The 14,232-nt window shown below is 37.1% G+C and carries 13 protein-coding genes and 1 pseudogene; 5 read left to right on the top strand and 9 right to left on the bottom strand.

What is annotated here, in order from left to right; genetic code table 11:
* Positions 1-293: 293 nt before the first annotated feature.
* Positions 294-1,070 carry a sugar phosphate isomerase/epimerase gene (locus tag BR73_RS0113475; RefSeq protein ID WP_033165952.1) on the bottom strand — a complete coding sequence of 259 codons (777 nt, stop codon included), beginning with the start codon at positions 1,068-1,070 and terminating at the stop codon, positions 294-296.
* Positions 1,071-1,231: 161 nt separating this feature from the next.
* On the opposite strand from BR73_RS0113475, the gene BR73_RS0113470 reads away from it, so the two are divergent.
* Positions 1,232-2,074 (top strand): AraC family transcriptional regulator, encoded by an 843-nt coding sequence (locus BR73_RS0113470; RefSeq protein WP_033165951.1) that lies wholly within the window; start codon positions 1,232-1,234, stop codon positions 2,072-2,074.
* 167 nt (positions 2,075-2,241) lie between these two features.
* Positions 2,242-3,945 (top strand): WG repeat-containing protein, encoded by a 1,704-nt coding sequence (locus BR73_RS0113465; protein ID WP_033165950.1) that lies wholly within the window; start codon positions 2,242-2,244, stop codon positions 3,943-3,945.
* Positions 3,946-3,999: 54 nt separating this feature from the next.
* Here BR73_RS0113465 and BR73_RS28785 read toward each other — a convergent pair whose 3' ends face one another.
* The 3 genes and pseudogenes from BR73_RS28785 to BR73_RS28780 all read right to left on the bottom strand — a co-directional run.
* Positions 4,000-4,494 carry an SPASM domain-containing protein gene (locus tag BR73_RS28785; protein WP_242860726.1) on the bottom strand — a complete coding sequence of 165 codons (495 nt, stop codon included), beginning with the start codon at positions 4,492-4,494 and terminating at the stop codon, positions 4,000-4,002.
* Positions 4,437-4,865, bottom strand: coding sequence for a hypothetical protein (locus BR73_RS29135; RefSeq protein ID WP_197032704.1), 429 nt, complete (start codon positions 4,863-4,865; stop codon positions 4,437-4,439). The genes BR73_RS28785 and BR73_RS29135 overlap by 58 nt, the downstream gene beginning before the upstream one ends.
* A 4-nt stretch (positions 4,866-4,869) precedes the next feature.
* Positions 4,870-5,208 (bottom strand): annotated as a pseudogene (locus BR73_RS28780) (radical SAM protein); the annotation flags it as partial.
* Positions 5,209-5,475: 267 nt separating this feature from the next.
* Here BR73_RS28780 and BR73_RS0113450 point away from each other — a divergent pair.
* The 3 genes from BR73_RS0113450 (at position 5,476) to BR73_RS0113440 (ending at position 8,616) form a co-directional block, all read left to right on the top strand.
* The gene (locus tag BR73_RS0113450) at positions 5,476-6,405 is read left to right on the top strand and encodes a serine/threonine protein phosphatase (protein WP_033165949.1); all 930 of its coding nucleotides are present in this window, start codon (positions 5,476-5,478) and stop codon (positions 6,403-6,405) included.
* Between the two features lie 634 nt (positions 6,406-7,039).
* Positions 7,040-7,843 (top strand): ATP-dependent sacrificial sulfur transferase LarE, encoded by an 804-nt coding sequence (gene larE, locus BR73_RS0113445; RefSeq protein WP_033165948.1) that lies wholly within the window; start codon positions 7,040-7,042, stop codon positions 7,841-7,843.
* Between the two features lie 401 nt (positions 7,844-8,244).
* Positions 8,245-8,616 (top strand): metalloregulator ArsR/SmtB family transcription factor, encoded by a 372-nt coding sequence (locus BR73_RS0113440; protein ID WP_033165947.1) that lies wholly within the window; start codon positions 8,245-8,247, stop codon positions 8,614-8,616.
* Positions 8,617-8,686: 70 nt separating this feature from the next.
* Here the strand turns inward: BR73_RS0113440 and BR73_RS0113435 are convergent, their stop codons facing one another.
* From BR73_RS0113435 to moaA, 5 genes are all read right to left on the bottom strand, one after another.
* Positions 8,687-10,537: a heavy metal translocating P-type ATPase gene (locus BR73_RS0113435; protein WP_033165946.1), complete on the bottom strand. Its 1,851-nt coding sequence runs from the start codon at positions 10,535-10,537 to the stop codon at positions 8,687-8,689.
* 1,176 nt (positions 10,538-11,713) lie between these two features.
* Entirely contained in the window at positions 11,714-11,932 is a 219-nt protein-coding gene (locus tag BR73_RS0113425; protein ID WP_033165944.1) for a cation transporter, read from the bottom strand.
* Between the two features lie 238 nt (positions 11,933-12,170).
* A complete protein-coding gene (locus BR73_RS0113420) occupies positions 12,171-12,665 on the bottom strand; it encodes a MogA/MoaB family molybdenum cofactor biosynthesis protein (protein ID WP_033165943.1) in 495 nt (164 codons plus the stop codon).
* Between the two features lie 118 nt (positions 12,666-12,783).
* Positions 12,784-13,215, bottom strand: coding sequence for an MOSC domain-containing protein (locus BR73_RS0113415; protein WP_033167425.1), 432 nt, complete (start codon positions 13,213-13,215; stop codon positions 12,784-12,786).
* A 16-nt stretch (positions 13,216-13,231) separates the two neighbouring features.
* Complete coding sequence (moaA, locus tag BR73_RS0113410) at positions 13,232-14,221, bottom strand: GTP 3',8-cyclase MoaA (protein WP_033165942.1); 990 nt, start codon at positions 14,219-14,221, stop codon at positions 13,232-13,234.
* Positions 14,222-14,232 lie beyond the last annotated feature (11 nt).

Below are 14,232 nucleotides of genomic sequence, written 5' to 3'. Positions count from 1 at the left end.
CAGCAGACTGCTTTTTCTTAGGTGCCTTCTTTGGATTCTTATCTCCCATCTGTATCACCTCCTTTGCCAGCTAAATCATAAAAAGAATCATCTGTTATAATTGTATGGCATTTACCAGCAAATGTCAATTATTTACTTGTGTTTCATATATATCACCAGGGTTTATGATGACTGAAAAATATGACTGCACTTACCACTATAAATTTACGGGTCAAATGCAGCCATATCTTGGTTAGTTCAATATGCAATTGTTGATGTCTTACATATTGTTTTGTATTACTTATTGTTTTCTTTTATATATTGCTTTCTTTATTTATTGCGTTCTTTATTGTTTTATTTAATTCATTATTTAACAGCTTATTAAGATAGTTAATACTTCTTCCAATATCAGAGAGTCCATCGGGACTTGGATTATCATTTTCAATTATTAGTTGATTTAAGCCTATAGCGGAGGCCATGGCAGCAATCCCTTTAATATTATTATACCCTTCACCTAAAGCAAGGGGATGCCCTTCAAAATCACCATCTTTAAGATGTATCAGAGCAATATCACCGGCATGCTCTTTTATATATGCACAGGGTTCTGTTCCGGCATGAAATACCCAGAAAGTGTCCAGTTCCAGTCTGATGGTTTCTCTTATCAGCTCGATGGGCAGCCTGCCATCCGGCAGCTTCACAAATTCATGGGCATGATTATGGTAAAGCAATTCCATGCCGTTTTCTTTGACTACCTCTCTTGCAGTTGTAAGAATCTTAAGAAGATTTTCCATCTCCTCCGCTGTAGAAGTAGGGGCAATTGCGCATGCAATATAAGGTACTCCAAGGATTTTATGATAACGTACGGTTTCCTCCAGATTAACACTTAAGTTTTCAAGGCTCTGGTGACTGGATATGGGAGTTAATCCTATCTCCTTCAGATAATCTCTTAACTCTTCTGCCTCAAGATCTGCAAAACCTGCAAATTCCAGTTCTTCAAACCCAAGCTCTTTAACCTTCTTCAATATTTCTTTTAATTCCTCTCCATTTGAGTAGGAATCACGTATGGTATACAGCTGTAAACCCTTTTTCATAGAACAAATCCTCCTAGTTACTTATAATTTAAGTTATGTCAGATAATGCTGTTTATATTTTATTTGTTTTTCCAGTACATATACATTATAATAAGCTATTAGTTAGATGTCGTGTCACATGATGGTATCATTGTGTCAAATAATGCTGCAAAGGAGCTTCTATGGTCGTAAAAAAACAACCAGATAACAATAGGTATCGTAATGGTATCTCCTATGAATATATGCGTGACAGCAAACAGGCCTTTAACTGTTGGGAAGCGGTGAATAACAAATTCTGGCCTCATTTTCACAGCAGTATAGAGCTTATTTATGTCACAGAAGGAGAATTGAAGGTAACCTTAAATGGCCAGCTTTACAGCGTTTACAAGGATAATGTTCTTATTGTACCCAGTTATTACATCCATAGTTATGACACAGATGAGTATTCAAAAGCATATATTGCTATTATTCCGCTGGATTCTATTCCCTCTTATAAAACTCTGCTTTCACGTAAAACTTTTATTAACCCGCTTATCAGCAATTCTACTGGTAAAACTGAACTCCTGCACTTATTTGAATGCCTCTGTCAATATAATACCGACAACGGTGACCCCATAACCGCCTCTATTCGTAAAGGGTATTCCTACGCTTTGATGGGACTCCTGATTCAAGAAAGCGGATTAACTGAGGTAACCAACAACAGAACCATCTCTTTAGCTCAGGAAATTCTTATTTATCTTCAGGAGAATTATCTGAAACCTGTTAACTTAAAAGACACTGCACTTCATTTCGGTTACAGCAAAAGCCGGTTTTCCCATATTTTCAATGAATATTTTGACTGTACTCTGGTGGATTATATTAACGGATTGAGAAGCAGACATGCACTTAAGTTTCTGCAGGAAAGTGATACTACTGTAACTGAAATTGGTCTTAGCTGCGGTTTCGACAGTACCAGGACCTTTTACAGGGCATTTTCCAGGACTTTTGGCTGTACACCTGGTGAATACCGCAAATCAGGAATGTAATAATATAAGACAAATATGTAATGATTTCGTCACAGAAACTTAATTTGAAACCTTGGTACTGTGCTGTTATAATAAAATAAGATAACTAAGCTGGGAGGGTCCTCTGTGCATCAACGGAGGATTTGCTCTGTAACAAATGTTTTATTGAGACAACAAGGAGAAGCTGTATGAAAAAATCCAATTATTTAATTCTGCTGCTAATCGTTCTGGCAGCCGGAGGTTGCAGCAGACAACAGACAAACGAACAGGTTACTGTTAATACCGGTAACAGTACCATAGAGACAGAAATTGCGACCAAAGATATGACAACGGAAGCCGCCGCTGATGAAAATATAGATACTCTCTATCCCGCGTATATACTTAAAGATGATGATAAGCTCTTTGGTTATATCGACTCTACCGGAAAATTCGTCATTGAACCTGTGTATGACCAAGCCACTGATTTTAGTGATGGAGTTGCTGTAGTCCATGACTCCCAAACCAATGAATACATTATTATAGACAGGCAGGGCAATGTAATTTATAGAACCACCAATACCATCGGTGCTTTTCAGGAAGGATATGCGGTTTTTGAAGTCTATAAGGACAACAAATCACTGGAGGGTTATATTGATACCACTGGAACAATAATACTCCCTGCCGTTTACAATGCTGCCTCCCCCTTTGAAGATGGGAAAGCTTATGTATATACAGATAATCAGATTCAGCAGATTGATACAGAAGGAAATGTTCTAAACAGTTATACATTAAAAGAAAATGATATCTATATCTCCGATTTCCGGGATGGTTACATCGTTTATAACACCACCGGAAGCAATATTATGGAAGCTATGAATTATAGGGGTGAAAAGATTCCTCTTCCGGTTAATGTCTCAGAAAATTACACCGGCTACTCAAATCTGTTCTATCTGGGCGAAAATATCTTTGCTGTGATGCAGAAAACAGATATAGAAGATTATTCCTCCTCTTATACAACTCCCTATGCACTTTTTGATGCCAAGGGAAAACAGCTTACGGATTATATCTACTATGACCTGAGTAATTTCAGTGATGGAGTGGCTTCTGCAACAGATGACGACTATACTTATTTTATTGATACCAATGGCAAGGTTGTTACCACTCTCCCTAAATTCCAAGGCAGAGGTACTCTGACCCTTAAGGACGATATAATAAAAGCTGAAATAGATAATGATTTTAGTTATGAAACTGCCGCAGGCAAGGTCCTATATGAAACAGTAGATGATATTATATTAAATGATACACTAACCTTAAAATCCGAGAAGTTTAAATCAAATAAATATGTAGTTGTACATTACCCCATCCTTACAGGTCTTACTAACAGCCAGGTTGAGAAGCAAATCAATGAAGAGCTCTATAAGATTTTTGTAGATGGCAGAAAGGATTTAACCAAAGCGGATAATCTTACTGTAGACGATAATTTCGAAGGCAGCCTTATCAACAATATATTATTGATATATCAGACCGGCTATGACTATCCTATGGGTGCTGCTCATGGAATGCCTATAAGAAATTACTACCCGATTGACCTTACCACTGGTAAGATCTATGAGCTTTCAGATTTATTTAAATCAGACAGCAGCTATGCTGATGTTCTAAGTGACATTGTAGCCGAAAAAGTAAAAGAAGATTCGGCAAAAGAAGAATCCATTTATTTTAAGGATGCAGATCCTGCTATTGCTGCCGACCAATATTTCTATCTGGATGATAAGAATTTATACCTCTATTTCTATCCCTATGATATTGCACCATATGCAGCAGGTTTCCCCGAATTTAAGATTCCCTTTGATAGTATCCGAGATATTCTCAACTTTGATGGGGACTTTTATAAAGCTCTTAATCCAATAAAATAACTCTATTATAAAAAGCAGCTGTTTCAATTCAACAAAGAGACAGCTGCTTTTCACCTATTTTAAACTTCCGAATTTCTTACGATAACCACATTTTCTGCATAGTTCTTCTACTGCTCTTCTGCCGGAAAAACCGTCATAGATAGCTTTTGCCCTTGGACTGTCAATAATCTCTGTAAAGGGCGTCGTTATTATATTTCCCAGGCTTATTACTCCTTCACCGTCAAGACAACAGGGGATAACCGTACCGTCTGAGAGTATTCCCACATGAGTTCTTAATCCATAACAGAAACCACAGCCATCGTCCTCTTCTTCTGTTAGTGCAGGCCAGGTAAACTCATAATCTCTGCTGATATATACTCTTTCTGAAAGCTTTATACCCCTTCCAGGCTTCACATCTTCTTTCAGGCTGCCCTTATAACCGTAAGCCTTTTCCAGGCTGTTTAGGTATTTACCGGTAGCATTAATCTTATGTGGTGTCCTATGGGTATCCTCTATTTTATCCATGTTCCAGAAACGGTACGATATATTGGTTGCTGTTGAACACAGCAATTCATCTGCTCCTTCAAGGATATCCTCCAGGTATCTGTCTCTCCTGCCAGATTCTTTAAAACTGTAAGTATCTTTATGACTGCCAGTTTCTCTAGGACTGCCAGCTTCTCTAGGACTGCAAGTATCTTTAGGACTGCAAGCTTCTTTAGAACTGCAAGCTTCTTTAGGACTGCCAGCTTCTCTAGGACTGCAAGTATCTTTAGGACTGCCAGCTTCTCTAGAACTGCAAGCTTCTTTAGAACTGCCAGTGTCTTTAGGACTGCAAGCTTCTTTAGAACTGCAAGCTTCTTTAGAACTGCAAGCTTCTTTAGAACTGCAAGCTTCTTTAGAACTGCCAGCTTCTTTAGGACTGTAAGCTTCCTCTTCCTCATAACCTCCTCCAAAACTATGCAAAGAAAAATTTATCTGCCTTAAGGCTTCCTTAGCCCTTAATTCAGGGAGCGCCTTTTTTATAAGCGTCCCATTAGTTGTAATGTTAACCTTTAATCCATGTTTGCTGCATATGGAAAGAAAACTGCCCAGCATCGGATGCAGCAGGGGTTCTCCTTTCACATGAAGATAGACATAATCTGTAAACGGGGTTATTTCACCGATTATTCTTTCAAAATGCTCCTGAGACATATAAGTACTCTTCCGCTTTGTTTTAGGGCAGAAACTACAGGACAGATTACACAGGTTCGTTATCTCAATATATATTTTTTTAAACCGTTTCATTTTATTCTCCAATACTGCAAATACAATTTGTGCCCCGAAATTTGAGCCGAGGATTTCCCTGGTGTAATCTATTGGTTGAAAATATATTTCCTTCGACCATACACATATATCTCTTACCTCCTATGTTATTTTCACAAATAAGAGGCCGAAGCATCTTGCGGCAGCCTTTTACGCATTAATTTCTGTATAAACCTTCGAGGAATGCACAAAATTAAGATTATCAAATATTATCAGTTTTTACAAGCTGAATATTTCAGGAGGTTATGGATGTTTACACAAAAACGTCTTTCACAAGCATATAAGAATGCTAAAGTAGAATACTTTGATAAAGATTCCAGATATATATTTTTCAGTGACTGCCATAGAGGAGATGATAGTGCCTCTGACGAATTCGCCAAAAATCAGCATGTTTTCCTGCATGCACTGGATTATTATTATAATGAAGGGTATAAGTATGTAGAGGTTGGTGACGGAGATGAACTCTGGGAGTATACCGACTTTAATCATATAAGACTTGCTCATACCGATGTATTTCTTGGAATGAAGAAATTCAGTAATGACAACCGTCTTATCTTCCTCTTCGGAAATCACAATATTTATCTAAAGAAAAATAGGTTCGTAAAAAAGAACTACTTTAGTTATTATGATGAATACAACCAAAAAAAACAGAGTCTTTTTACCAATCTAATCCCACATGAAGCCATTGTACTCAAACACCGGGAAACCGGCCAGGAAATACTTGTGGTCCATGGTCATCAAGGTGACCTTATGAATGATCAGCTCTGGTACATTTCCATGCTCATGCTTCGATATATCTGGCGTTTTCTGCATGTAGTAGGTTTACACAGTCCTGCCAGTCCCGCCAAAAATCTCTATAAACGACATAAGATTGAAAAGAATTATAAGGTATGGATCATAAAGAACAAGAGAATGCTTATCTGCGGTCATACCCACAGACCTCATTTTCCAAAAACCAGTGAACTCCCTTACTATAATACCGGCTGCTGCATACATTCCAAAGGCCTTACCGGGATAGAAATTATTAATGATACAATTCTAATGGTAGAATGGAGAATAAAAGCAGATGACAATGGTACCTTAAATATTGTTCGTACCGTAGTTCGAGGTCCCGAAAAAATTTGCAAATATAAAATGGACAATTTCCCTTGCTTAAGCAAATATTTTAATGAGGGTTAAGCGAAAACACAGTGATTAATTAATATTTTTTCAATTACAAAGCAGGAATATTAAATGGAAGATATTACGTCAAAGGTTCGGTAAAATTAAAAAAGTATATCTCAACTACCCATTTAAAAGTATCAAATAAACGGTTTTATGTTACACACTAAAAAGATAGATAAAAAAATAAATCTATATTCAAACCATAGATTCATCAGTATAAGGTTAGATTGAAAAATATAAGGCTATTTAAACCATGGATCCATCACTAAAAGATTAGATTAAAAATATAAAGCTATTTTAAACCATGGATTCATCATTAAAAGCTTAGATTGAAAAATATAAGGTTAGTTAAAACATGGATTCATCATTAAAAGCTTAGATTGAAAAATATAAGGTTAGTTAAAACATGGATTCATCACTAAAAGGTTAGTTTAAAAAAACATATGTTATTTTAAAAGATGGATTCATCACTAAAAGATTAAATTAAGAATATGAAGCTATTTTTAAACTTCGGATTAAAAAAAGATGTAGTAATGTAGTATCCTGTACACATGAAGGCATCCTGTTGACAGGACAGCCGGCTTGTTATACTATTAGATTGTTAACAATTCATAGTTAAATAATAGTATTTGCAGGAAAAGAGGAACATATGGAACTACATGAAAAATTTGAGGTATTAAAAAAGAATCTCTCATCCCTTGACAGCCTTTGTATTGCTTTCTCCGGTGGTGTAGATTCTACCTTTTTATTAAAAGCTGCCTTTGATGTATTAGGCGATAAAGTGCTGGCAATCACTGCACGCTCATCTACTTATCCAGAAAGAGAGTTTAAAGAGGCCGTTGCCTTTACTCAGAAATACGGCATACCACATGAGGTAATTTATTCAGAGGAACTGGATGTAGACGGTTTCTCAGATAATCCCGTTAACCGCTGTTATTTGTGCAAAAACGAACTGTTTGATAAAATCATAGATATTGCAGTTGCTAAAGGTATCACAAGCATTGCAGAAGGCTCTAATATGGATGATTTAGGAGACTACCGTCCTGGTCTTCAGGCAGTATCTGAGCATAAGGTATTAAGTCCTTTGCGAGCTGCCGAGCTTACCAAAGATGAAATCAGAGCACTATCAAAAGAAATGGATCTTCCTACCTGGAACAAACCAGCTTTTGCCTGTCTCTCCTCAAGATTTCCTTATGGACAGAAAATAACAAGAGAAAAACTTGAAATGGTAGATAAAGCCGAGCAATTCTTATTAGACCACGGATTCAGACAGGTTCGTGTAAGACATCACGGAGAAATAGCTCGAATTGAAGTGGGACAGCCTGAAATGGAAAAATTCTTTAATGTTGATCTGATGAAGGAAGTACAGGAGAATTTTAAGAAGTTCGGTTTTTCTTATACAGCACTGGATTTAAAAGGTTACCGTACAGGCAGTATGAACGAGACTTTATAAGGTAATACAGGATTCTAAGAAATAGCGTTAATGATTTCTTAGAATCTTTCTTTTATAACCAAAAGTGAAACTATCCCTTAAATAACTCGCATTATAGTCTTTCTGTTTATATATTTTCCTATAAAAATATATGTAGAATTGTAATAACTCTAATATGATGATATAGAATGGCTGTGTAGAATAAATATGCAAAATAAATACTCTAATACATACATAGATAATAAATGGCTATACAAAATAAATAGCTCTAAAACATAATATAAAATAGTTTTTATAATATGTTTCTTACATATCATCTGTTACTTTCATACTTAACATTTGACATGTATTCTCAGAAAGGATACTATATTAAGCATAAGGATTTTCATAATTCAGGAAAACCGATTCAAAGGAGCTACAATATGAAAAACATTACCATGCCCCATGATCATGGACAGAATATTGATAAAGTACTGGAAAAAATGCCGGAGGCCTCTATGTTTTTAGAAGCTGCCATCACCTTTCAACAGCTTTGTGACGGTTCACGTCTGCGTATATTGTGGCTGTTATGCCACTCAGAAGAATGTGTTTCCAATATAGCCGCCGCTGTTAATATGAGCGGTGCAGCCGTTTCCCATCATCTGAAAACACTGAAGTTAAATAATCTTATAACCAGCCGGCGCGACGGAAAAGAAGTTTATTATACATTGGCTGATAACAAAAAAGCACATTTGGTGCATCAAATGATCGATGATTACTTTCAATTAAATTGTCCAACGAATCATAACCACTAGATAAAAAAACTATTTTGGACCATATAATTTCTTCGAAATTAAGGTACAAAATAGTTTTTTTAATATAACATTATATCTTTTTAATATTTAAAGCTCGCATCGCATTTAAAATAGCCAGCACTGACACACCAACATCTGAGAATACAGCTGCCCACATAGAAGCTAAACCAAGAGCACCCAGTATTAAAACTACACCTTTAACACCTAAAGCAAGTACAATATTCTGTCTTACAATACGAAGTGTCTTTTTGGAAATCTTCATAACCTGGGCAATCTTAGAAGGTTCGTCAGTCATAATGACTACATCTGCCGCTTCAATGGCTGCATCTGAACCTAAGCCACCCATTGCTATACCGATATCTGCTCTTGCAAGGACCGGGGCATCATTAATACCATCGCCTACAAAGGCCAATTTTCCTTTCGGACTCTTCTCCTGCATTAATTCTTCCATACGGTCAACTTTATCTGCCGGAAGCAGTTCTGTATAAGCTTTCGTAAGCTTTAACTCCTTTGCCACCTTCTGACCTACAGCATCCGAATCTCCTGTTAACATCACCGTTTTACGGATACCTGCTGCTTTTAAATCCTGAATTGCACGAGGTGAATCTTCTTTAATTTCATCTTCTATGCAAATATAACCTGCATATCTACCATCAATTGACAGGTGAACCACTGTACCCGCCTGCTGTTCCTCTTTACAGGCTATATTCTCCTTCTTCATCAGCTTAATATTACCTGCCAGAACCTCTTTGCCATCAATAACCGCTTTAACACCATGACCTGGAATTTCTTCAATCTCACCAATACGGGAGGTTTCTATCTCTTTTCCAAAAGCTTTTTTTATGGAGAGAGCGATAGGATGATTAGAATAATCCTCTGCATAAGCTGCTGTTTCTAACAGTTCATCTGCTGAAAATTCTTCCGGTATTATCTTGCTGACTGCAAAGGACCCTTTGGTAAGTGTACCTGTCTTGTCAAATACCACGATTTCAGTATCTGCCAAAGCCTCCAGGTAATTACTTCCCTTAACAAGAACGCCGGATTTTGAAGCACCTCCGATACCGCCAAAGAAACTTAATGGAATGGAGATAACAAGTGCACAGGGACAGGATATAACTAAGAAGGTTAACGCTCTGGCTATCCAGATATTAAATTCCTGACCCAAAAGCAGTGGTGGCAGTACCGCAAGCAATACTGCTGCAATAACAACAATAGGAGTATAATACCTTGCAAACTTTGTTATAAAATTCTCACTTTTACTTTTCTTATCACTGGCATTCTCCACCAGCTCCAGAATCTTGGCAACTGTAGACTGCCCGAACTCTTTTGTTACTTTAATATTCAAAACTCCGGTCTGATTAATACAACCGCTTATTATATCCTGCCCCGGCTGTACATCTCTGGGCACAGACTCTCCGGTCAGCGCGGAGGTATCTACAGCAGAAATGCCTTCTAAAACTATACCATCAAGAGGTATTCTTTCCCCGGGCTTGACAACCACTGTATCACCTACCTGTACTTCTTCCGGGTCCACCTGCACCAGCTGCCCTTCCCTTAAAACATTCGCATAGTCGGGTCTTATATCCATAAGCTCAGAAATGGAACGTCTGGACTTGGAAACAGCATAGGACTGAAACCATTCCCCCACCTGGTAAAACAACATAACTGCAACACCTTCCGGATACTCCCCTAAAAAGAAGGCTCCTACTGTTGCAACAGCCATTAAAAAGTTTTCATCAAAAACCTGTCCATGCAGGATATTTCTTCCAGCTTTTAAAAGAATATCACCTCCAATAACCAGGTATACAACCAAAAAGACTGCTAATCTTGGGATTCCTTCAAAAGGAAGCAGAATAGCTATGGCATAAAGTACTGCTGTCAGCAGTATACGTAACAATTGTTTCTTCTCTCTTTTAGACATATTTACCTCCAATCCAACTCATTGAAGAGATTATAAGTTAAGTTTAATATTTTGTATTTTGGGGTTAATTTTTGGGTTTTAATTTTGAATTAACCTTTGTTTTAAAATAAGGTTTAATATTTGGTTTAATAACTTGGGCTTCATTTTAGATCTAATTTTGGGGTTTAACTTTGGTTTTTTATTAGTATCTTTATTATTAATATTTTGTTGTTATATAGGTCTGTAATTTTTGGTTTATATTTAGGTTTACTATTTAATTAATTATTTTGCTTTTTATTTTTGTTATTATTGGCTTGTTATTTTGACTTATTATTTTGGCGTAAGGATTTAGCTTAAGGCTTTGGCTTATTATCTGGCGTAAGGTTTTAGCTTAGGGTTTTGGCTTATTATCTGGCGTAAGGTTTTAGCTTAGGGTTTTGGCTTATTATCTGGCGTAAGGTTTTAGCTTAGGGTTTTGGCTTATTATCTGGCGTAAGGTTTTAGCTTAGGGTTTTGGCTTATTATCTGGCGTAAGGTTTTAGCTTAGGGTTTTGGCTTATTATCTGGCGTAAGGTTTTAGCTTAGGATTTTGCTTTATTATTTGGCGAAAGGTTTTAGCTTAAGGTTTAACTTAAGGTTTTAGTTTAAGCTTTTGATTTAAGGTTTTGATTTAAGATTTTGGTTTTAATCCAACGTCTCAAATGTTTTGCTTCCATATGCAGGCTAATTGTGCAGAACAGAAAAGAACGAATGCGCCTATGGAAAGGTATTAGAATTCCTTTTCTCTGGATATTTTGTGCTATATTATAAAACTGATTGTCTGAGCGCAGCGAGTTATCAGTTTTATAATATGTAAAGCACAAAACATCCAGAGAATTAGGAATTCTTATACCTTGGAATTGAAGCATGAGTTTTTTTCTGTTCTGCGCAATTTGCCGTCCGTCTTACATAACTTTCCGTCCGTCTTACATAACTTTCCGTCCGTCTTACATAACTTTCTGTCCGCCTTACATAACTTTCCGTCCGCCTTACATCACTTTCCGTCCGCCTAGCATAACTTTCCATCCGTCTAGCATAATTTATCCTCCCCTTGTAAAAACCCTTCCGTCTCTCATAAAAAGAGCTGCTGCAAAACTATAAATATCTTCTCCTGTAGCAATTATTATATACAGAGAATCCTGCAGCAGCTCAATATCTTTATGCCTTTACAATTACATCCGGCTCAATTTTTTTAATTAGTCTTTTTGCTTCATTTAAAACTTCATCGTACTTGTCATCAGGAGCTTCCAGTTCCATCTTCTGGCTGAGAAAGTTAACCTTTACCCCTGTAACTCCCTCCACTTTCTTAATGGCATTTTCAATTTTAGCAGCGCAGTTTGCGCAATCAAGATCCTGTAATTTAATTGATTTTCTCATAATAATATCCCCTTTCAGACTTTTCTGATCTCATTATTTTTTTTGTTGCTTGATTCTATATTAGGTGAACCTTTTATCAATTAAACAATTATTTAATTGTTTAATCATAGTATATGCACTATAAGTCTTTTTGTCAATATAATTTATTGAAATTCTTTCTCAATATATAAATGAAAAAACCATGGGACCATAGTGAGCAGTATCACCGCTTACAATGGTCCCATGGTTTTTATAATTCTTATGAAAGACTTCCGCATTCACCGTCTTCTCCTTTTAAGATTGCGAGACCGTGCTCTAAAGTATCAATAATATAACTTAAGTTTTCCCTTACTGCCTTAGGGCTCCCCGGAAGATTAATAACCAGTGTTTTTTTTCTTATAACTGCTGTACCTCTGCTAAGCATCGCCCTTTTGGTTATCTGAAGACTGTTATAACGCATTGCTTCTGCAATACCCGGCACTTCTCTCTCTCCAATATTTTTAGTAGCCTCCGGAGTCACGTCCCTTACAGAAAATCCTGTTCCACCGGTGGTAAGAATCAGATCCACTTTTCCGGAATCGCACCAGCTTATCATGATATCCTCCAGCTGTTTTTGCTCATCTGGCAACAGGATGTATTCTATAACCTGAAACCCCTGCTCACTGGCTAATTCTTTAATAACCATACCACTGGTATCCGTTCTTTCTCCTCTGCTTCCTTTATCACTGGCAGTAATGATGCCTACTCTTATCATAACATTTCTCCTTCACAACCTGTGATCCCTAAAAACTCAGGTAGAAAATTAAGTACATACTACGTATATATATATAATTAAAGAAAACTTTACGAAAAAACATCGTTACAAATGATAATCAGGTTAATATATTGATTTCATCACCCACTGCAATAATACCACCGCTTAACACCACTGCAAATACTCCCTCTCTGGGCATTATACAGTCTCCAACCTTATAAAAGATTTCACAATGGCTATGGCACTCTTTGCCGATCTGGGTTATTTCAAACAAGACCTCCCCTGATTCCAGCCTGGTACCAATAGGCAGGTTTCTTAAGTCATAGCCTTCTACAATTACATTCTCACCAAAGGCACCTTTATCGACTTCGGCACCTTTCTGATTAAATTCATCTATTTTTTCCTGGGATATGAGGCTTACCTGTCTGTGCCAGTTTCCGGCATGGGCATCTCCTTCTATTCCAAAATTCTCAATAAATCTGGCTTTATCAACACTTATTTTCTGAGTACCCCTTTTTTCACTGATGCAAAGAGCTACTATTTTACCCATATGAGCTGCCCCTTTCTTAACCGCCAATCTGTGACATCCCATTCTCCTCCAGAGTTTCAGAGATAGCTGGGTTGTCTTTTGTAAAAACATGACTTTCCGGTTTTCTGTCAATAGCTTTCTTAATAATATCCTTTAATTCTTCCTTAGACCTTTCCTCCCTAAGCGCTGCTTTTAAATCCGTACCACTGCTATATTGAAGACAGGTCTTAAGTATTCCGGTGGAAGTCAGTCTTACCCTGTTACAGGAGGAACAGAATTCATGACTTACTGCACTGATGAAACCTATTTTACCTTGAAAACCCGGTATATTATAATACTTACCAGGGCCATTTCCCAGACTTTCGGTATAAGGCTCTAATTCTCTGTAAGAGCTTCTGAGAATATCTATAATCTCTTGTTCAGAGTACCCCTCCATATGTTTACCATAACCTAAGGGCATAATTTCTATAAAACGAACATGGAGCTTTGCGTCCTTTGCAAGGGCAGCTAGAGATAATAAACTATCCTTATCATTATACTGCCTTAAAGGTACACAGTTTATCTTAATCGGTATGTTCTGATATGCAAGAGCTTTATTTATACTTTCCCTTACCTTTAATAATCCATCAAATCCTGTTAACTCTGTGAACTTGCACCGGTCTAAAGTATCCAGGCTGATATTGATGCCATCAATTCCTGCCTTTATCAATGCTTCCAGCTGCTCTCCAAGATAAATTCCATTGGTGGTAAGGGTTACTTTCTCAATTCCATTAACCTGTTTCAGTTTCGCGACCAGACTGGTGATGTCTTTTCGTACCAGCGGTTCTCCGCCTGTCAGCTTAATCTTTCGAATTCCCAGTTCGCCAAAGCATTCTGCCATGGTAACAATTTCCTCATAGGTCATTATAGCGCTGTGGGGAAGGAAGTTAACACCCTCCTTTGGCATACAGTATACACATCTTAAATTACAGCGGTCAGTTACGGATATGCGCACATAGTCTATTTGCCTGTTGTATTTATCTATCATAAAACCGCCTC

Source organism: Clostridium sp. KNHs205, assembly GCF_000702945.1.
In the GTDB taxonomy this organism is placed as follows: Bacteria; Bacillota; Clostridia; order Lachnospirales; family Lachnospiraceae; genus Anaerocolumna.
This window is presented reverse-complemented; position numbering and strand designations above follow the sequence as displayed.